Genomic DNA, 19,644 nt, shown 5'->3' with positions numbered 1-19,644 from the left:
GACGGTAGCGCAGAATGAGGTTATGCGGCCCTGGGTGGAGCGGTTCCCCGACCTGTTCGCACCGGGGCACTGGGAGTGGGGTGAGCTGGACGTCCGGTACACCTTGGAGCAGCCGCCGGACGAGCTGATCAGCAACGCGCACGTGGTCTGCCGGACCGTCGACGGTGTCGTTGTCTGCACCAACGATCTTGGCTGGCGCTTCCTGCCCGGCGGGACCCGCGAACCGGGCGAGACGATCGAGCAGCTCGTCCGGCGCGAACTGCTCGAGGAGGCCGGCGCGCGGCTCACGGGCCCGCTCACCTGGCTCGGCGCCCACCGCGCGGACCATCGCCGCCCGGCGCCGTACCGTCCGCATCTCCCGCACCCGGTGTCGTACTGGGCGAACTACGTCGCGGACGTGGTGATCGAGCAGCCGCCGACCAACCCCGAGGACGGCGAACAGGTCACCGACGTACTCGTGCTGCCGCCCGACGAGGCGGCCAAGTACCTCGACGGCCAGGTCGAAGAGGTGGGTTCGATCGTCAGGCTGGCTCAGGCAATGCAGCTGGTTTAGCCGACTTCCACGGCAGCAGTACGGCGCTCAGCGTGCAGCAGATCCCCGCGACCCAGAGCGCACCCCGCATCCCGACCAGCGTCGCGAGCCCACCGCCCAGCGCGATGAACGCCGGCTGCACGCACCGCGAGCTGATCGACCACGACCCGAGGACGCGCGCCATGAACCCGTCCTCGGTGACCTCCATCCGGTACGTCGAGAACGACGGGTTGAAGGCGCCCGCGCCGACGAGCAACGCCGTCTCGGCCACCGTGAGTACGACGAAGCCGCCCCACCCGTGCGGCGCCAACGGGAACAGCAACAGCCAAGGAGCCCGCAGTACGCCGAACACCAGCAGCATCCAGTGCAGGCCATGCCGCGCGGTCAACCGTGGTGCGAGCCGGGCGCCGACCACACCGCCGATGCAGGACACCCCGAGCATCACGCCGTAGCTCCACGGCGCGAGGCCCAGGTCGCGCAGCATGAAGACGGTCAGCAACGGCGACGTCATCATCACCGGACCGCCGAAGAGCATGGCGTTCCAGAACAGGGCGCGGAGCCCGCGATGCCGCAGGATGTACCGCCAGCCGGCCGTGATGTCGCGCTTGCCCTCGCGCTTCATCGGCTCCGGCTCGGGCTGCTGGATCCGCCGGATGCCGAGCGCCGATCCGAGGAACGACACCGCGTCGATCGCGAGTGTCGCGGTCGCGCCGACCAGGCTGACCAGCGCACCTCCGATCGCCGGGCCGACGCTCAACGACACCCAGTTCGTCTGCTCGAACCGGCTGTTCGCCTCGGCCCGCCCCGCGGCCGGCACCAGCGCCTTCAGGTGCGCGCCACTCGCCGCCTGGAAGGCGATCGTCCCCGCCGCCTGCAGCACGCCGGCGACACACAGGTGCACATACGTCAGTACGCCGAACGCCGCCGCGACCGGCACCGACGCCAGCGCCGCGAACCGCACCAGGTCCGACGCGATCATCACCGGCCGCTTGTGCCGCTGCTCGATGAAGTCCCCCATCGGCAACGCGAGCGCCGCGCCGGCCAGCGCCGACAACGCGGCCAGCATCGAGACCTGGAAGGTCGTGGAGTCCAGGGCGAGTACGGCGACCAGCGGCAGCGCACCGAGTCCGACCGCCGATCCGAACGCGCTGACCGTGAACGCAACCCACAACCGCCGGAAGTCTCGACCCAAAGACATCCCGCGATCGTAGAACCGGGCACCGACAGAACCTGTTGCCATCCGTCGGCGAGTTTCCTACTGTTAACTCATCAGTTAACACCAGGGGGTTAACAGTGATGGACAGCGTGCGGCGGTTCGGCGTGGTCGTGGTCAGCTTCGTGGTCGGCTCCGTGCTCGCCGCGGTGATCGCCCATCCGGCGCATCCGCCCGCGCCGGCCGCGATCGGTCTCTCCGTACTGGCGGGTCTCGTCGGCGTCGCGGTACTCGCGTCACTCTCGCGCCGGCTCCAGCTGCCCACCGCGCAGCGTGCCGCCGTACTCGCCCTGCTGGTGTATCTGGTGAGCACCATCAGCAACGACGTCGAGGCGGTGCTGTTCATCCGGGCGTCGAGCGCACTGATTCCGCTCACCGGAGCCGTGATCGCCGTCGCGCTCGCGGTGCCGACAGCGATCCTGTTCCCGCCCGCATCGACCGGCCACAGCGTCGGCGAACTGCTGCGCGCAACGCTCGCGAGCCGGCGCTGGTGGTCGTGGACCTGGCGGCTGATCGTCGCCACCCTTGCCTGGGTGCCCGTCTACCTGACGTTCGCGGCACTGGACGCGCCGTTCGTGCACCGCTACTACCACGAGTCCGGCACCAAGTTCACGGTGCCGAGTACGTCGGTCGTGATGGGCGGCGAACTCATCCGCGGCGTCCTGCACGCGCTGGTCCTCGGGGCGTTCGTCGCGCTGATCGCCCGCTCCCGGCGCGGCGCGTGGCTCGCCGTCGCCGTGGTGTTCGCGGCCTTCAACGCCTGGCTGCCGTTGATCCAGCGCACCGACTGGCCGGTGTACCTCCGGACTGCCAACGCCCTCGAAATCACCTGCGCCGCACTCGTGTACGGCGGACTCGTCGCAGTCCTGCTGATACGCCGGCGGCCGGCGCAGCGGCGCGGGTACGAGATGATGATCGGCGATGCCCAGCACGCCAGCTAAACGCAAGCTCCTCGCCGCGCCCGAGCGCTCGGCGAGCATCCTGTCGGCCGCGGCCACCGCGTTCGCCCGCAACGGGTACGCGGCCACGACGCTCGACCAGGTCGCCGCGGCGGCCGGCGTCAGCAAGCTGATCGTGTACCGGCACTTCAACTCCAAACGCGAGCTCTACCTGGCGATCCTCCAGCAGATCGGCACTCGGCTGGACGCGGTCGAGGAGTCCCACGCACCGGTGCACGCCCGCGACGGCGGACCGGCGATCGAGGCCACGGCCGAGGTACTGCGCCGTCGCTTCGCGGTGGTGCGCGAGCTGCCCGACGCATACCGCCTGCTGGTCCGGCACGCCGCGCGCGAGCCGGAGTTCGCCGAGTTCGTCACGAAGCGGACGAAACGCGAGCGCCGCCAGGTCGAGGCGCGGCTGGCCAACGTCGCCGATCCGACGGTCCGTCGCTGGCTCGCCACAGTCGTCATCGAAACCGTGCAGCAGGCCTTCCTGGCCTGGCTGGACGCCGGTACGCCGGCCCGCGACGACGAGCTGGCCGAGCGCGTCTCGTACCTGCTCGCCGGAATGGTCGGCTCCTTGTGGGACCGAGCCGCCGCGCGCGGCGATGCCGTCGGCCCGGCCGACCGCTAGCGGAGGTTGAGACCGCCGTCGAGCAGGATGACTTCGCCGGTCAGGTAGGAGTTGTGGACAACCGCCGAGATCAGGTCCGCGATATCCACAGGTTGTGCGGCGCGGCGCATCGGGCTCGAGGTTTTCCACAGGTCCTGGGCTTCGGTCCAGGACTCGGTGAGGGGTGTGTCGACGAGGCCGGGCGCGACCGCATTCACCCGGACGTCCGGCCCGAGCGCCGCGGCGAGGAGCTTGGTCACATGGTTCAGCGCCGCCTTCGACGCGGCGTACGCGATCGAGCTGCCCTTCGGCCGAACGCCCGCATGGCTGGTGACGTTGACGATGCACCCGCCGGCGTCGCGTAGTGCGGGCACGGCCGCCGTACACAGGAGCCAGGGCGCGATCAGGTTCACGTCGAGCAACTGTCGCCAGTCGGAGGCGGTCAACCCGTCCAGGTCGGCGTGCGGCACCGGCCAGCTGATGCCGGCGTTGTTCACGAGTACGTCGAGCCGCCCGTGCGCGGCCAGCACCTCCGGTACGAGCGCCGCGGCGGCCGTGTCGTCGGAGAGGTCGGCCTGGTGGTACGACCCGCCGAGCTCCGCGGCCAGCTTCTCCCCCGCGGACCGGGTCGACCGCGAGTGCACCGCGACGGTCATCCCGTCCGCGGCCAGCCGCCGTACGGTCGCCTCGCCGATCCCGGAGGCCGACCCGGTGACGAGCGCGACCTTCACGCGCCGTACCGGAGACCGTCGAGGAGCAGGTTGAGCAGGCGGTCGGCTTGTTCGCGGCGACCGCCCGCGGCCAGTCCGACCCCGCTCAGGCTCAGCAGTACGTCGTCCGCGGTCACGTCGGAGCGCAGCTCGCCGGAGGCCGCGCCGGCCTCGAGCAGCGGGGTGATCGCACCGACCAGCAGGTCGCGGCTCTGCGCGTACGGGTCCGCACCGGACGCGATCACGGCCCGCAGCGCGTCGGCCATGCCGAGCTTGCGGCCCATGTAGTCGATGAAGCGATCCATCCAGGCGCGCAGCGCCTCCGCCGGCGGCAGCTTGGCGAGGAGCCGCGGCGCGGCCTCGCAGACGGCCGCGAGCTCGCTGCGGTACGCCGCCTCGATCAGCGCCTCCCGGGTCGGGAAGTGCCGGTAGAGCGTGCCGATCCCGACGCCGGCGTCCTTGGCGATGCCCTCGAGGGTCGCCTCCAGACCGCATTTCGTGAACGCCTGCGACGCCGCGGTCAGGATCTGCCCCCGGTTGCGCTGGGCGTCCGCACGCAGCGGGCGCTCGCTCGTACTGCCCATGTCCCCTCCCCTCCGGAGTCCACAACCTAGCGGAACTTGATATCCGGAGGCACCTCCGGTTGACTCGAAAGTACCGGAGGCTCCTCCGGATACAGTCTAGGGACGGATGCTGATGAGCAGAATCACCACACCCTTCGGCTACGAGTCGACCGCGGCCGAGGTGCTCGCCGGGGTCGACCTGGCCGGTCGGCGCGCGGTCGTCACCGGTGGCGCGTCCGGGATCGGGGTCGAGACCGTCCGGGCGCTCGCCGCGGCCGGCGCCGAGGTGACCCTCGCGGTCCGGAACACCGCCGCCGGCGAGCGGGTCGCCGGGCAGATCATCGAGGACACCGGCAACAATCACGTCTTCGTCGCACCGATCGAGCTCGCCGACCGCGGCTCGGTGCGTGCGTTCGCGCAGAGCTGGACCGGCCCGCTGCACATCCTGGTCAACAACGCCGGCGTGATGGCCGAGCCGCTCCAGCGCACCCCGGAAGGCTGGGAGCACCAGTTCGCCACCAACCACCTCGGGCACTTCGGCCTCGCCCTCGGCCTGTACGACGCGCTCGCGGCCGCCGGCGACGCCCGGGTCGTGTCGGTGAGCTCGAGCGCCCACCTGCGTTCCGGCGTACACCTCGACGACCTGCACTTCGAGAACCGGCCGTACGAGCCGTGGGCGGCGTACGGGCAGTCGAAGACCGCGAACATCCTGTTCGCCGTCGAGGGCGCCAAGCGGTGGGCCGCGGACGGGATCGTCGTGAACGCGCTGATGCCGGGCGGCATCCGGACGGCGCTGCAGCGGCACGTCCCGGCGGAGGTGCAGCAGGACTGGGACCAGTACCGCTGGAAGACCGTCGAGCAGGGCGCGGCCACCTCCGTACTGCTGGCGGCTTCACCGCTGGTGCAGGGCGTGACGGGCAAGTACTTCGAGGACAACAACGAGGCACTGCCCAACGTCGCGGGCGAGAACACCGGCGTCGCGCCGTACGCCCTCGATCCGGAGTCGGCCACTCGGTTGTGGGACCTGTCCGAGAAGCTGATTTGATCAGAAACCGGCTCAGCTACGGTTCCCGGGGCTGGGCCGGTAGCCTGACCCACCGTGAGTGACTTGAGCATCCGGACCATCTCGTCCGACGAGCACGCCGCGTACATCGCGGCGCAGCCGGCGGCGAGCTTCCTGCAGACGCCCGGCTGGGCCGCGGTGAAGAGCGAATGGAAGGCAGAGTCCCTCGGCTGGTACGAGCCGGGCACGCCCGGCCAACTCGTCGGCGTCGGCCTGGTGCTCTACCGGCAGATGCCGAAGGTCAAGCGGTACCTCGCGTACCTCCCGGAGGGCCCGGTCGTCGACTGGGACGCGATCGACCTCGGCAGCTACCTGCGGCCGCTGGCCGCGCACCTGGCCGAGCGGGGCGCATTCGGGATCCGGATGGGTCCGCCGGTGGCGACCCGCCGCTGGGGCGCGCAGACCATCAAGGACGCGATCGCCGGCGGGCAGCAGCCGAAGCTCGGCGACGTCCGCCCGGACGTGATCGAGCCGTCCGGCGCGACCGTCGGCGACAAGCTCCGCAAGCTCGGCTGGAAGCCGCCCCGGATCGCGGAGGGCTTCGCGGCCGGGCAGCCGCAGTACGTCTTCCAGGTGCCGCTGGCCGGCCGCACCGAGGACGACCTGCTGAAGGGCATGAACCAGCTCTGGCGGCGGAACATCAAGAAGGCCGCGAAGTCCGGCGTCGAGGTGACGCAGGGCGGACCGGAGGACATCAAGGCCTTCCACGGGCTGTACGTCGAGACCGCGCAGCGCGACCACTTCACGCCGCGGCCGCTGCCGTACTTCGAGAAGATGTACGCCGCGATGGCGAACCAGCCGGCCGATTGCTGTGACTTCCGGATCTACAACGCCCACCACGAGGGCGACCTGGTCGCGTCGACGATCTGGGTCCGGGTCGGCGGTCATTCCTGGTACTCCTACGGTGCCAGCTCGACCGCCAAGCGGGACGTGCGCGGATCGAACGCGATCCAGTGGCGCATGATGACGGACGCACTCGCGGCGGGTGCAACCGTGTACGACCTACGGGGCATCACCGACACCTTGGACCCGAACGACCCGCACGTCGGGCTGATCCAGTTCAAGACCGGTACCGGCGGCGAGGCCGTCGAGTACGTCGGTGAGTGGGATCTGCCGTTGAACAAGGCGCTCTACACCGCATTCGACCTCTACATGAGACGGCGTTGACACCATGCCCCTAGTCCTGCACGTCGATTCCGATCGATGGCGTGACCACCTCCGTTCCACGTGGAACCCCGACATCGTCCCGGTCGCCAAGGGCAACGGGTACGGGTTCGGGAACCACCGCCTGTTCGCGGAGGCGCGCGCACTCGGCGCGCGGACAGTCGCGGTCGGCACGTACTTCGAGGTCCCCGCGGAGCCGCGCGAGGACGTCGTGGTGCTGTCGCCGTGGCGGCCGTTCCTGGAGATGCCGAAGAGCCAGAACGTGATCCACACGGTCAGCCGGCTGGCCGACCTGGTCTCGATCCCGGCCGGCAGCCGGGTGCTGATCGAGGTGATGACCTCGATGCGCCGGCACGGCATCGGCGCCCGCGAGCTGCGGCACACGATGCTGCTGAACGCGCTCGACCGGATCCGGTTCGAGGGCTGGTCGCTGCACTTCCCGATGGGCGCGGGCGGTACGTCGGCGAACCTCCGCGAGGCGCAGCAACTGGCCAAGGCGGCCCTCGACGTACGGAAGAACACGCTCTGGGTGTCGCACGTACCGGCGCAGAAGCTCGGCGACATCGGCGACGACGTGAAGCTCCGGATGGGCACCGGGCTGTGGCTCGGCGACCGCGGCGCGCTGACGGTGAAGGCGACCGTGCTCGACGTGCATTCGGTCCGCCGCGGCGAGCGGGTCGGGTACCGGCAGCGCCGGGTGAGCGGCGACGGGCACATCATCATCGTCTCCGGCGGTACGGCGAACGGCGTCGGGCTGGAGGCGCCGACCGGTGCGGCGACCGTCCGGCAGCGGGCGATCGCGATGGCCAAGGGCGGCCTCGACGCGGCCGGGATGGCGCTGTCGCCGTTCAGCATCGAGGGCAAGCAGCGGTGGTTCGCGGAGCCGCCGCACATGCAGGCCAGCATGCTGTTCCTGCCCGCCGCGGTGGCCCCGCCGGCGGTCGGCGACGAGATCGACCTGGACGTCCGGCACACCATCACGACCTACGACAAGGTGTCGATGGATTGACTTCAGGTCCACCTGAAGTTGCAGCGTGGAGGGTATGAGCTTTCTGGAGTGGATCGAGGAGCGGCCCGGCGCGGCCGAGTTGCGCGCGGCGTCGTACCGGCTGCTGGCGCTGAAGCGCGGGGCGGCCTGCGTGGACGTCGCGTGCGGCGCGGGACACGCGGTCGCCGAGCTGACCCGGAAAGGCCTCAAGGTGACCGGGGTCGACGTGGACCCGGACGCGATCGAGGCCGCCCGCGAACGCGCGCCCGGCGCGATGTTTCACGTGGCACATTCCGACGACCTGCCGCTCGAGGACGCGTCGATGGACGGGTACCGGGCGCTCCGGCTGTTCCACCTGCTCGACGATCCGCGGCCGACGATCGCCGAAGCGCACCGGGTACTGCGGGCCGGCGGCCGGATCGTCGTCGGCGGCCAGGACTACGGCTTCTTCCTGATCGACAGCTCCGACCAGGACCTCACCGACGTCATCCGCCTCGGCCTGGAGTCGCGTACGGTTTCACCCCGCGCGGCCCGGACGCTCCGCGACGTACTCCTCGACCATCGCTTCCACGACGTCGAGGTCGCCGTACACAACGAGGTCGTGACCGACTACAAGCTGATGGCCCCGCAGCTCAAGAGCGCGGCCGAGGCGGCTGTCGCGAAAGCTTTGATCACGCAGGAGGACGCGGCCGGCTGGCTGTCCGAGCAGGCAGGCCGAGGCCGTCGGGATCGCTTCCTGGCCGCGATCCCGACGCTCCTGGTGTCGGCTACCGCTTGAGCGGACCCTGCCAGCGGACTGTCGGCAGCAGCGCGGCCGGGTCGACGCGGTCCTTGTTGGCGGAGACGATGTCGAACATGGACTCGATCAGGGTCTCGGACAGCAGGTGCGGCTGGAGGCCAAGGACTACCAGGCCGGTGTGCTTGACGTTGTAGTAGTGCTCGGCCTGCTCGACGCGCGGGTTCTCCAGGTGCTCGACCTGGACCGGGCCGGGGAAACACTCAGCAACCAGGTCCGCGAGCTGAGAGACCGAGTAGCTCTCGGTCATCTGGTTGAAGACCCGGAACTCGCCCTGGTCCGCCGGGTTCTCCACCGCGAGCCGGATGCACTCGACGGTGTCGCGGATGTCCAGGAAGCCGCGCGTCTGACCGCCGGCGCCGTACACCGTCAGCGGCTCGCCGAGGACGGCCTGGATGCAGAAGCGGTTGAGCACGGTGCCGAAGACGGCGTCGTAGTCGAACCGGGTCTGCAGCCGTGTATCCCGCACGGTCTGGTCGGTCTGCTGGCCGTAAACGACGCCCTGGTTGAGGTCGGTGACCCGCATCCCCCAGATCCGGCAGCCGAACTCGAGGTTGTGCGAGTCGTGCACCTTGCTGAGGTGGTAGAACGAGCCGGGCTTCTTCGGGTAGAGCATCCGGTCCTTGCGCCCGTTGTGCTCGACCTCCAGCCAGCCTTCCTCGATGTCGATGTTCGGCGTCCCGTACTCGCCCATCGTGCCGAGCTTCACCAGGTGGATGTCCGGGTTGACCTCGGCGATCGCGTACATCAGGTTCAGCGTGCCGACCACGTTGTTGTGCTGCGTGTACACAGCGTGTTCGCGGTCGATCATCGAGTACGGCGCCGCCCGCTGCTCGGCGAAGTGCACGATCGCGTCCGGGTTGAACTCCCGGAGCACCCGGTAGACGAAGTCCGCGTCGAGCAGGTCCCCGACGTACGCCGGGATCGTCTGGCCGGAGACCTCCTTCCACGCCTGCACGCGGGACTCGAGATCCTCGATCGGGACCAGGCTCTGGACACCCAGCTCGCGGTCGTACCCGCGGCGGGCCATGTTGTCGAGCACAGCCGTGTCATGGCCGCGGTCGGAGAGGTGCAGAGCAGTCGGCCACCCTAGGTAGCCGTCACCGCCCAGTACGAGTACGCGCACGGTTCGGCCGCCTTCCGTCAGAAACGTCGTCAGAATCCTTCATATCCTGAGTACCCACTCCCGTAACGTGACAGGAGTCATCTATTCGCTGGCAATCGGCTGAGAATTCTCGCCGCTCTGCCGCAGGCTGGGGCGGGGGTGCAGAATAGGCCCCGATGCGCGCTCTCACCAAGCTCAGGTCCCGCCGCGGCAGATGGTTGCTGTGGGCGAAGTACTCGGCGTCCTCCGTAGTCGCGACCGTGGTCAGCCAGCTCGCATTCGCCCTCTGCTACTGGTTCGGTGCGCCGGCCCTCGTCGCGACCCTGGTCGCCTGGTTCGCAGGCGCCGTCCCGAACTACGTGCTGAACCGCCGCTACACCTGGGGCCGCAGCGGCCAGAAGCTGCCGTACACCCTGATCGTGGTCGGCTCCGCCGTCTCCGCCGCGCTGGTCACCTCGCTGACCGACCACCTGGTCCGGGGGATCGACTCACACGCCTGGAAGACACTCCTGGTCACCGGCTCGTACTTCGGGACCTACGCGGTGCTGTTCATCGTGAAGTTCGTACTGTTCGATCGGCTGGTGTTCGCCAAGCCGGCCGCCGCCCCCGCCGCCGAAGCACGTACTCCCGTAGCCACGTAGTCGTCATCACTCGCCCGTAGTTCGCGCCGTACACGATCCCCGGGCCCTTCTTGCTGCTGCCGTCGCCGCGGCGGCGCATCGTCATCGGCAGCTCGACCACGCGGGCTTGTAGGGCGAGCGCACCCAGCAGGAGTTCGGACGATTGGTACTGCGGCTCCCGCAACGTCACCGCGGTCGCGAGCTCGGCCCGCATCGCGCGGAACCCGAACGAGGTGTCGGTCAGCTTCGTCCGGGTCAGGATCGACGCCAGTACGGCGAACACGCGGACGCCGACCCAGCGCAGCCGGCTGTCCGCGTCCTCGGCCCCGAGCCGGCGGGACCCGGTGACGAAGTCGGCCCGGTCGAGCAGGATCGGCTCGAGCAGGACCTCCAGCTCGTCGTTGTCGTACTGCCCGTCCGCGTCGGTGGTGACGACGTACTGCGCTCCGCCCGCAGCCGCCAGGTGGTACCCGAGCCGGAGCGCGGCGCCCTGGCCGCGGTTCGCCGGGGCGACGCAGACGTACGCGCCGTGGTCCTTCGCGACGTCGGCGGTGTCGTCGGTCGCACCGTCGACGACGACCAGGACGTCGACGGGCATGCCGGCGCACGTCTTGGGCATGTTCGTCAGCACCGGGCCGATTCCGGCAGCCTCGTTGTACGCCGCGATCACAACAACGACCGGGGCGAAGTCTTGGGTGAGGCCTTTGGCAGCCGCTGAATCCACTGCGTCGGGGTAAGGAGCCATCGGGGGGCGTGCCTGGTCCTTGCCGAGGATGGCGCGGAGACCTATGGCACCTGCGAGCGGGAAGAAGACCAGCCCAGGCAGCTGGTAGCGCCAAGAGAACTCGAAAGCGGCTGAGCCGAGTAGGAGGATAAGGCCGGCCGCAGCCGCAAAGAGTGCTCTGGAACGAAGCCCTGACGTCTTGGCACGTCCCAAGCCCGCTGCAGCAGCAAGAGCGATCAGGGCGCACAGCCCGAGCAGTGTGCCCGACGTGTAGCCACCATGCAGTTGGTAGGCACGCAGAATGACCGCAGGCACGTGGGAGACATGTGGCTGAGACCCTCCCCATTTCACCGCCGCCTTGGCGGTGTTGGGGTCCTTGAGGTTCGGGTAGACCAACTGGAACTGCCAACGGTCCAGCGGTACGTCGTCAGGCGACGTCGTCCGGGTCGGCCCGAACCCCTTCGCAAAGTCCTTCAACGCCGCCCACGTCACGTCCAGCGGCTGGTGCCTGATGACGAGATGCGCGAACTCCGTCGCCAACTGGCGCTTCGTCGTACCGGGCGGCAACGGTCCTGGCCAGTTCTTGTCGCCGTACCGGTCGTGGGCGTACTTGTCGACGCCCAGACGCTGTCCGAGCGGCTCCTTCGGGCAGAACAAGCGGGTGCCGTCGTTGAGCGGCAGCTTGTCGCAGTTCGCGACCGTGGCGGTCCGTCCGTACAGGATCTCGTTCTCGGCGCCGGTGAAGCCCCAGCGGCCGGTGTCGATCCGGAAGTACGCGCCGTACGCAACGAAGACCAGGGCGAACCCGGCGACGACGGCAGCGGTACGCCGTACCACGTCCACTCGTCGTTTGCGCCAGGCGACGAGCAGGTAGAGCACCACGGCGATCAGCAGCACCAGGCCGATCGCGCGGACCGTGAACGCGGCACCGACGAGTACGCCGACCACCGCGGCGCGACGCCACCCCGGCACGCCCTTCGCCAGCAGCAGCCACAGGATCGCCACCAGGATCACGTCGAACGTGGTCTCGGCCATGATGTTCTGCTCGATCTGCACCTGGTACGCGTCGAGCAGGATCGGCGCGGCGGCGACCGCGGACAGCCAGCGGTAGACCGTCAGCTTCCGGGCGAGCACGTAGATCACGACGCCCAGGAGCAGTCCGACCAGGTGCTGAATGATCACGACCAGCTTCAGCCCGCCGAGCCAGACCAGCGGGCCGAGGACGAAGTCGTACCCGATCGGGTTCAGCTGCTCCGGGCTGAGCTTGCCCATGTTGGTCAGGTACTGCACGGAGTCCACGTAGACGATCGCCGGCGTGTAGGCGACGGTCGCGAGGATCCGCAGTACCAGACCCAGGGTCAGAAAGACGGCGAGCAGCCAGTGCGTCCGCAGCGCCTTCCTGGGGTTCACTGGTTCTTGAAGTACTGCCACGTGCGGGCGAGGCCGTCGTCCAGCGAGACCGTCGGCCGGTATCCGAGATCGTTGGTGATGTCCACGACCACGGCCGGCATCTCGCCCGCCGGCGCGTCGATGTGCTCGGCCGGCACCGGGCATCCGGTCACCGCGCGCACCGTCTCGATCATCTCCAGCACCGACACCGAACGCCCGGACCCGATGATCGCGCGGCCGTCGTACCTGCTGTCCAGCGCGAGCAGGATGCCGCTCACCACGTCGTCGATGAAGACCAGGTCCCGGCGCTGCTGCCCGTCGCCGTACACCCGGACGCCGCCGTCGCTCAGCGCGGCCCGCATCATCCGCGGCACGAAGCTGTCCTTGTGCGACATCCCCGGCCCGTACACGTTGGTGAACCGCAGCGCGGCGGTGGCCATCCCGTAGCTGCCCGAGTACGCCGAGAGCAGCATCTCGCACGCGGCCTTCGTCGCGCCGTACGGCGTCAGCGGCCGGAGCGGGAGGTTCGCGGTGATGGTCGACGTACCGACGTCACCGACCACCGCGTTGGTGGACGCGAGCACGAACCGGTCCACGCCGCTGCCCCGCGACAACTCCAGCAGGACCTGCGTGATCGTCACGTTCTGCGCGAACGTCTGCATCGGCGCGTCCACCGACCGCAACACCGACGTCAACGCCGCGAGATGCACCACCGCGGTCGGCCGCGTCTCGAACGCCGCGACACAGGTCTCCTGCTCCGCAAGGTCCCCGGTCACCACGTGCACCCCCGCGTCCCACGAGGCATCCGGCGGCTCACGGTCCACCGCGGTCACCGGCACATCCCGCTCCCGCAGAGCCGCCACCACGGCCCGCCCGATGAATCCGGAGGCCCCGGTGACCAGCACACGCTCATCCATACCGCTCAACCTACCTGCGCCGGTCCACCCCCGACCATGCTCGTCACCCGCCGTCACCGATCGAGCACTTCGAGCGCATGCGCGTACTTCTTCCGCAGCCGCTCCTGCGTCTCCGGATCAAGCCGGCTCCGCCGCGCGGGGCTGCTGTTGTGCTCGATATCGGCCCGCTTCACCGGCACGGCCGCCGGTGTACGGATCAGCCGGGTCAGGTAGTCGTCCTGCGTCTCGCCGGCTCTATGGGTGAGCGCGTCGACCATCTCCACCACCTGCGCCGGAACACCCAGCTCCGTCAGCTGCTCCAGGGTGCAACTCGTGTCCTCGACCGAATCGTGCAGCAGCGCCGCCATCTGCTGGTACTCGTCCGCGCCATCCCGCCGCGCGATCGGGGCCGCACCCCGCACGTGCAGCACATACGGCTCACCACTCTTGTCGACCTGCTCCCGATGCACCGCGGCCGCCAACTTGTCCGCCGCTTCCACCGTGTCCACAGGCCCTTCAAGATACGAGTACGCCGCCGCCCAGGCTGTGTACAACTCCTCCAGCCGCTTATCCACAACCGCCAACGGCACAAACCGCGCCACGGTCTCCGCGTAGTACGACCGCTGCTTCCCCACCCGCGGATGCGTGTGCAACCGCTGCACATTGCTGTACCGATCCGACAACTTCAGCAACAACACATCCCGCGACGCATGCGCCAACTTGTCCAGATACGCCGTACGCCCCTCCGGCCCGATCGTCACCGCCCCCACAAACCCCGCCGTACGCTCCCCGAACCGCTCCGCCACGTCCTCCAGCGTCCCGTCGGTGTCCTCCACCACGTCATGCAACAACCCCGCCCGCAACAGATCCACATCCATCACCCCAAGCCCCCGCACCAACACATCCACCACCTGCAACAAGTGCTCCCAATACCCCTCCCCCGCCGGCCGCACCTGCCCCCCATGCCACCCAACCGCCCCCTCGAACGCCACCCCCAACTCCCCAACCACCCCCGGCGGAAGCACCCCACTCAACTCCGCTGCCGCGGCACCCCACCCCTCCCACCCCGCAAACACCCGCACGTCAGTCACGGCCACCCTCACCCTCAACCGGCAGAGCCTCACCCGGATACAACTCCTGCCACAGCCACACAAAGAACTCGTCCTCGGTCGTCCAGTCGTCCCCGTCCGCGGCGAGGCTCAATGCGTCCCTCGGCAGTCCATCGCGATCCCCTTGCAGCAGGCGCGCGAACTCCGCCTTGAAGGTCTGCAACTCCGAGTCGTCCGGGCGGTCTGCCTCCGCCCGCCGCTTGAGAGCAGAGAAGTTGTCCGGGTCAGCCTCCGAGTGAAGATGCGTCTGTACAACCGACAGGAAGGTGGCAAACGGTGTATCCGGATGCGTCAACCAGTAGTCGCCCGAGTAGCTCACGTGGATCGCTCCTCGAGCCAGTACTGGGCCAGTCGTCGTCTTCCATCCGTCGTACGTCGCGGCATCGATTTGGACACGATCGGCGTTCCTTCCGACACCGACAGGTCTGAACAGTTACGACGGCTGCGGCAACGGCTCGGAGGGATAGAGCTCACGCCACAGCGACTGCAGATCGTCACTCGTCCGCGCTGGGCGCCGGCTCCCCCGGATACAACTCCCGCCACAGCCAGTCGAGGAACTCCTCGTCGGTGTTCCAGTCGTCGTACTCCGTGGCATCGCCGATCGCACCATCCCGCAAGCCGTCACGATCACCTCGGACCAGCCGCTCCAGTTCGGCTTTGAACGTCGCCATTCGCTCTCCACCTCGACCGGTTCGCGCCATCTCGACCAGTTCGTCGAAGCTGTCATTGCGGGCCTCAGGGTGGTAATAGCTCTGAATGATTGCAAGGAACGTTGCGAACGGCACCGAACGGTCCCTCAGCCAATACGACCTACTTCCAGGCACGTTTTTCGTTCCTCTCGCGCGCTTCATGATTCTGCAGGATTCGGGAAGGTGGTACTTATCTCGAACTTCGACGCAGCGTGGTTACGCTTGAATATCACAACAAAATCCCCGCCCTCGAACGTCGGGATCGGCTCTGCCCGAGGCTCGCGCAAGGCCCCGAGATCCGCCCCGGTCGCCTTCGCCAGCATCCACTGTTTGCGCTCTACTCGAGCGTCGTTCCAGTCACCGACGAGCCGAAAGCCGAGACAGTGCTCATGACCACGCTCCCCGAGGACCTCCGAGATGGGAATCTCGAGCTGATCGGGTTTCGGCCCGTCCCAGTCACTGCGCAGGGCATCCTGTACATCTGGATGTTCACTCAGCATCGCGATGGCTGCGGCGAAGGCACGGGCGTCCACGATCGCTGTCGCATATCGACCGCAGTAATGCATCTTCGTCGGATCGAGCCCATCCACGCCGCGGTCCCGCAGACTGCCGTCCAACTGGGCAGGATCTTCTAGCCGCGCGACTCTCGCGGCCAGGGCCTGCGAGTCAACGGCTGGTCCATGTCGAACATGCGCGTGGCCTGACCCTTGATCCAGCGATGCGTAGATGCTCTGAACCGCAGGTTCGCAGTCGGCCGCCGGGGCAAGCCACGGGCTCTGTTCCTTGTTGGCGGCAATGTAGGCGACCGCATTGGCTTCGTCGGCGCTTCGCTGGTCGATGTCCGGGGCAGCGTCACGCTGATCGGCAAACGAGGGCCGAGGGAGGTTCAGGCGATCGGCGTCCCAACGGCCGAGTCGCTGGGCCAGGGTTTCCTCCCCGATCGCGACATCGACGGTGTTGCTCCTGGACCGCCCCACGGAGTCAGCAGGTGTCTCTGATTCCAGACCTGTAGTTTGTGCAATCCCATCAGCCTGGTCCACTTCGGTATGCGTGATGCGATCGCCATCCCGTTCATCAGTCTTGCTGCTCTCACCCGAAGGTTGCTCGGAAAGGTCCTGTGCACCATCGGGGTCGTTGTCTGCAGACTTCGCACCGGGCGGTTCCACGTCGGATACCGCGTCGGATGGCTGGTCCCGCGGCGGATAAATGACCGGTTCATCGATGACCGCCTGGTCGATCTCGGTTCGCTCGGCACCTGCTGCTCCTGCTGCACCCCCGCCGGCAGCGGGTTGTCTGTCGTCGACGGGGTGTTCTTGCGGAGCTGAAGGCCGTTCGGTGTCGGAGGAATGGACTACGAGCTGCTCGCCGGAACCGATGCCGTCATCACCGTCCGACTCAGCATGGTCGTCGGTTCCCCAGCCGAGGCGTGTGAATATCGGGTCCTGGAGCATCTGTTCACGGAGCTCGGCGGGTAGCTGCGCTGAGATGTCGCGGTCGGCTTCCGGTGAGTTGTCGGCTGGACGGGCAATCACAACCGGCGCTGTCTCACGGTCGCCTCGCTCGTCCGTGGCGTCACAGGCGTCGGCGGCGTCATTGCCGTGAGCGGCGTCCGAGGCGGACATTGCGGGCGTCGAGTCGTCGGGACGTTGGGCGGTCTCGGGTGTTCGGTCGGTGGCTTGGCTTCGGTGGCCTTCGACGGGTGCGGGATCTGACGCATCGTCGGTGCGGCGATGCGGTTGGGTCTCCTCCAGTGCTGAGCTGGACGCAGTCGGCTGGTCCTGCGGCTCGGCACGTGACTCGGCGGGCTCGTTCGGTTCGAGGGGCTCGGGTCTGCGGGATGGTCGGTCCATGGGCTACTTGGCCTTCGTTTCCAGGGAGCGGAAGACGTAGCGATGCCAGCTGCCGGGGATGGTGAGGCCATGGGTTGCGGTGAGTAGTTGGAGATAGGGGTCGGTGGACCTCGAGAGGGTGGCGGCGGTGCGGAGGAGGGTGCCGTCGCCGAGGAGCAAGGTGGGTGAGACCTTGGCGGAGTGGCTCTTCAGGAAGCTGCCGATCTGTTCTTCGATGGTCGAGCCCCAGAGCTTCAGGCCGCGCCGCTCCCAGTCAGGGGTCGAAGGGTGCGGCGCGTCGAACGGGCCGGTGTAGGTCCGCAGCGCGTCCGCGACGTCCGCGAACCGGAAGTCGCCGCCCTGCCATTCGATCTCGGTCGCCGGGCAGCTCAGCGTTCCTTGCCTGACGTGGCCGATGGCGACCCCGGCCAGGTGGTCCACGAGCAGCGCCGGTACGACGTCCCGCCCGAGCGTCTCCGCGCGTCCGAGTACGGCGACCCCGACCGACTCGGCGATCGCGCATTCCACGACCCGCTCGGGTACGCCGCCGAACGTCCACGGCTCCGCCGGAACCGGCTTGGGGACCGCGGCGAGATGCGCCACAGTCAACAACTCCACCCACAGGACGAACCTCGGGTTCTTCTCCAGAAACCGCGCCGCGTCCGCGATGTCGCGAACCGTGCAGAGTCGCCCACCGCAGCTCACTCCGCAGGTCGGACTCCGGCGCCCGGCGACGGCGACCGTCGGGGGTGCGGCGGCTCGGTGTTCGCGGCGTTCGCCGTGGGGGATGCGGATCAGGACGGGACGGTCCATGCCGTCGGTGAAGGTGGTGGCTTGGCCGGGTGGGAGGGAGACTACGGCTCGGGACTGGGGGTCGGTGAGGTTCATGGTGGCGCCGACGGTTTCGCGGTCGTCGGCGGCGGGGAGGCGGTGCAGGATCTTCAGGGCGGAGTTCTTGACGACGTCGGGGATGACCTTGCTGGGGATCTGTTCGGCGATCACGATGCCTTCGCCGTACGCGCGGATCTCGGCGAGCAGGCCGGCGAACAGTTCGACGGCGTGGTTCGCCGTACCGTCGGTGGTTGCTTTGAGCAACCGGTGGGCCTCTTCGACGACCGTGACGTGCTGCAGGCCGGAGGCGGCGGTGCGGTGGACGCGGAGGTGTTCGATCAGGCGGATCAGGACGACGCCCATGCAGAACGCCTTGTCCTGGTCGTCGCCGACGTCTTCGAGTTCCAGTACGACGTTGCGCCGCAGCAGGTCCGCGACGTCGAGGGGATGACCGCCGCCGAGGAAGCGGCCGGGGGTGCCGAGGAGGAGCGAGGTCAGCCGGACGTCCACGAACCCGCGGACGTCGGCGGCGAGCTCGGCGCCGTACCCGATGTCGTCGACGACCGCGCGGGCCGTGGTCTGCAGGTCCGCGAGGGTCGGGTACTGCGTGGCGCCGCGGCTGAGCGCCAGGTCCCAGCCGTACGACGTGTAGCACCGGGTCAAGGCCTGGCTCAGCACCTGTGGAAAAGGTTCGTGTGCTTCGAAGGCGGCGAGGAACAGCGCGCGGACGAGGTCGAGGTGGGTCTGCAGGGGGAAGCCGGCTTCGGGTTCGAGCGGGTTGAGGCTCAGCGGTACGGCGTCCGGGTCGCCGAGGCGGATCACCGCGACGGAGGAGTCGGCGCCGATCCGGCCGGCCATCCCGGCGTACTCCGCCTTCGCCGGCTCGATCACCAGCCACGGAACGGAGGCCGCGCTGAGCCCTTCGAGCAGGTGCCGGATCGTCTGCGACTTGCCCGACCCGGTGGCGCCGGCGACGAACGCGTGCCGGTTGAGCGTGTCCCGCGAGACCGTCATCGGCGCCACGGCCCGGCCCGCGGTATCGATCACGTCGCCGAGCGGGATGCCGTCCGCGGGGGTCTCCGGGGTCAGGTCGAAGCGGACCTGTTCGACCGCCCGCACACCCACGATCTCCCGCATCGGCGGGCGGGCGATCGCCGCCAGCAGCTCTCCGGTCGCCTCGAAGCCGGTCGCCTCGAAGCCGGTCGCCTCGAAGCCGGTCGAGTCCTGGACCGTGAGCGTGTACGGCGTTTCGTGGAGGTCGGCGGTGGCGCTCAAGGTGTGGGCGATCGTCCGGGCGGTCCGGTCGTCCGCGGCGCCGGCGTGGACGCGCACTGTCCACAGGCCGCCTGGGGCCGCGGAGAAGTCGCGGTAGCGGGCGCGGTTCCGCTCCAGGTCGAGCGCGTCGCGGCCGGAGATCTTCTCGCGGTCCAGGCCGATCGTCATCCGCAGGTGCAGGTCGTCGAGCAGTTCGCGCCGGTCCGTGATCGGCACCGCCTCGACCAGCCAGGCGAACGGCGGCAGCGCCTCCGCGAGGTCCTCGAGCAGCCCGGCCGGCTCGACCTCGGCCTCGGGCAGTGCCGTGAGTACGTCGTGCACGCCGCCGACGTCCACCCAGCACGGAAACTCGACCGGCTCCGCGTCGACGACCCGCGCACCAACCGGGTAATCCCCAACAGACGTCCGCACTTCAAGCGGCCCACCGACCGCAGTGCGGGTCCAGCAAAAGCTGAAGGGCTGCCCGGCCGCCGCCTGCAGCGTCAACGCCGGCAACAACCCGCGCCGCAACGCGATCAACCGCTGCGCCGCATCCGCCTCCGGCCCGCCGGCCAGCGGCACCTCGACGATCCGCACCCGCGGAATCACAACACCCCC

At 68.9% G+C, this 19,644-nt stretch carries 19 protein-coding genes; 8 read left to right on the top strand and 11 right to left on the bottom strand.

What is annotated here, in order from left to right:
• Positions 1–22 precede the first annotated feature (22 nt).
• Positions 23–553, top strand: a complete 531-nt coding sequence (locus ACQHIV_RS31065; RefSeq protein ID WP_427887406.1) for an NUDIX hydrolase — start codon at positions 23–25, stop codon at positions 551–553.
• On the opposite strand, the gene ACQHIV_RS31060 is transcribed toward ACQHIV_RS31065, so the two are convergent.
• Positions 522–1,730: an MFS transporter gene (locus ACQHIV_RS31060; RefSeq protein WP_427887405.1), complete on the bottom strand. Its 1,209-nt coding sequence runs from the start codon at positions 1,728–1,730 to the stop codon at positions 522–524. The two genes, ACQHIV_RS31065 and ACQHIV_RS31060, sit on opposite strands and share 32 nt — an antisense overlap.
• 98 nt (positions 1,731–1,828) lie before the next feature.
• Here ACQHIV_RS31060 and ACQHIV_RS31055 point away from each other — a divergent pair, with 98 nt between their 5' ends.
• Both ACQHIV_RS31055 and ACQHIV_RS31050 read left to right on the top strand, forming a co-directional pair.
• Positions 1,829–2,686 carry a hypothetical protein gene (locus ACQHIV_RS31055; RefSeq protein ID WP_427887404.1) on the top strand — a complete coding sequence of 286 codons (858 nt, stop codon included), beginning with the start codon at positions 1,829–1,831 and terminating at the stop codon, positions 2,684–2,686.
• Positions 2,667–3,317 carry a TetR/AcrR family transcriptional regulator gene (locus tag ACQHIV_RS31050; RefSeq protein WP_427887403.1) on the top strand — a complete coding sequence of 217 codons (651 nt, stop codon included), beginning with the start codon at positions 2,667–2,669 and terminating at the stop codon, positions 3,315–3,317. Before ACQHIV_RS31055 ends, ACQHIV_RS31050 begins: the two co-directional genes overlap by 20 nt.
• Here ACQHIV_RS31050 and ACQHIV_RS31045 read toward each other — a convergent pair.
• On the bottom strand, positions 3,314–4,027 hold the full coding sequence (locus tag ACQHIV_RS31045) for an SDR family NAD(P)-dependent oxidoreductase (RefSeq protein WP_427887402.1): 714 nt from the start codon (positions 4,025–4,027) through the stop codon (positions 3,314–3,316). The genes ACQHIV_RS31050 and ACQHIV_RS31045 overlap by 4 nt on opposite strands.
• On the bottom strand, positions 4,024–4,590 hold the full coding sequence (locus ACQHIV_RS31040) for a TetR/AcrR family transcriptional regulator (RefSeq protein WP_427887401.1): 567 nt from the start codon (positions 4,588–4,590) through the stop codon (positions 4,024–4,026). The genes ACQHIV_RS31045 and ACQHIV_RS31040 overlap by 4 nt, the downstream gene beginning before the upstream one ends.
• 112 nt (positions 4,591–4,702) lie before the next feature.
• On the opposite strand from ACQHIV_RS31040, the gene ACQHIV_RS31035 reads away from it, so the two are divergent.
• From ACQHIV_RS31035 to ACQHIV_RS31020, 4 genes are read left to right on the top strand one after another with little or no spacing between them, the layout of a single operon-like run.
• The gene (locus ACQHIV_RS31035; RefSeq protein ID WP_427887400.1) at positions 4,703–5,614 is read left to right on the top strand and encodes an SDR family NAD(P)-dependent oxidoreductase; all 912 of its coding nucleotides are present in this window, start codon (positions 4,703–4,705) and stop codon (positions 5,612–5,614) included.
• 54 nt (positions 5,615–5,668) lie between these two features.
• Positions 5,669–6,799, top strand: a complete 1,131-nt coding sequence (locus ACQHIV_RS31030; RefSeq protein WP_427887399.1) for a lipid II:glycine glycyltransferase FemX — start codon at positions 5,669–5,671, stop codon at positions 6,797–6,799.
• Positions 6,800–6,803: 4 nt separating this feature from the next.
• A complete protein-coding gene (locus ACQHIV_RS31025; RefSeq protein ID WP_427887398.1) occupies positions 6,804–7,805 on the top strand; it encodes an alanine racemase in 1,002 nt (333 codons plus the stop codon).
• A 34-nt stretch (positions 7,806–7,839) separates the two neighbouring features.
• Positions 7,840–8,562 (top strand): methyltransferase domain-containing protein, encoded by a 723-nt coding sequence (locus ACQHIV_RS31020; RefSeq protein ID WP_427887397.1) that lies wholly within the window; start codon positions 7,840–7,842, stop codon positions 8,560–8,562.
• Here ACQHIV_RS31020 and ACQHIV_RS31015 read toward each other — a convergent pair.
• Positions 8,552–9,706 (bottom strand): NAD-dependent epimerase/dehydratase family protein, encoded by a 1,155-nt coding sequence (locus tag ACQHIV_RS31015; protein WP_427887396.1) that lies wholly within the window; start codon positions 9,704–9,706, stop codon positions 8,552–8,554. The genes ACQHIV_RS31020 and ACQHIV_RS31015 overlap by 11 nt on opposite strands.
• Positions 9,707–9,861: 155 nt before the next feature.
• Between ACQHIV_RS31015 and ACQHIV_RS31010 the strand changes: the two genes are divergently transcribed.
• Positions 9,862–10,326 carry a GtrA family protein gene (locus tag ACQHIV_RS31010; RefSeq protein ID WP_427887395.1) on the top strand — a complete coding sequence of 155 codons (465 nt, stop codon included), beginning with the start codon at positions 9,862–9,864 and terminating at the stop codon, positions 10,324–10,326.
• On the opposite strand, the gene ACQHIV_RS31005 is transcribed toward ACQHIV_RS31010, so the two are convergent.
• From ACQHIV_RS31005 to ACQHIV_RS30975, 7 genes are all read right to left on the bottom strand, one after another.
• Complete coding sequence (locus ACQHIV_RS31005) at positions 10,235–12,439, bottom strand: glycosyltransferase family 2 protein (RefSeq protein WP_427887394.1); 2,205 nt, start codon at positions 12,437–12,439, stop codon at positions 10,235–10,237. The two genes, ACQHIV_RS31010 and ACQHIV_RS31005, sit on opposite strands and share 92 nt — an antisense overlap.
• Positions 12,436–13,335, bottom strand: a complete 900-nt coding sequence (locus tag ACQHIV_RS31000) for an NAD-dependent epimerase/dehydratase family protein (RefSeq protein WP_427887393.1) — start codon at positions 13,333–13,335, stop codon at positions 12,436–12,438. The genes ACQHIV_RS31005 and ACQHIV_RS31000 overlap by 4 nt, the downstream gene beginning before the upstream one ends.
• 53 nt (positions 13,336–13,388) lie before the next feature.
• Positions 13,389–14,306, bottom strand: coding sequence for an HD domain-containing protein (locus tag ACQHIV_RS30995; protein WP_427887392.1), 918 nt, complete (start codon positions 14,304–14,306; stop codon positions 13,389–13,391).
• A gap of 91 nt (positions 14,307–14,397) precedes the next feature.
• Positions 14,398–14,742 (bottom strand): hypothetical protein, encoded by a 345-nt coding sequence (locus ACQHIV_RS30990; protein ID WP_427887391.1) that lies wholly within the window; start codon positions 14,740–14,742, stop codon positions 14,398–14,400.
• 175 nt (positions 14,743–14,917) lie between these two features.
• Positions 14,918–15,208, bottom strand: coding sequence for a hypothetical protein (locus ACQHIV_RS30985; protein WP_427887390.1), 291 nt, complete (start codon positions 15,206–15,208; stop codon positions 14,918–14,920).
• A 62-nt stretch (positions 15,209–15,270) separates the two neighbouring features.
• The gene (locus tag ACQHIV_RS30980) at positions 15,271–16,734 is read right to left on the bottom strand and encodes a hypothetical protein (RefSeq protein WP_427887389.1); all 1,464 of its coding nucleotides are present in this window, start codon (positions 16,732–16,734) and stop codon (positions 15,271–15,273) included.
• Positions 16,735–16,965: 231 nt separating this feature from the next.
• Complete coding sequence (locus ACQHIV_RS30975; protein WP_427887388.1) at positions 16,966–19,635, bottom strand: ATP-binding protein; 2,670 nt, start codon at positions 19,633–19,635, stop codon at positions 16,966–16,968.
• Positions 19,636–19,644: the final 9 nt, after the last annotated feature.

Source organism: Kribbella polygonati (assembly GCF_050320105.1).
In the GTDB taxonomy this organism is placed as follows: domain Bacteria; phylum Actinomycetota; class Actinomycetes; order Propionibacteriales; family Kribbellaceae; genus Kribbella.
The sequence above is the reverse complement of the archived record's forward strand: the minus strand, read 5'-3'. Positions and strand labels throughout refer to the sequence as shown.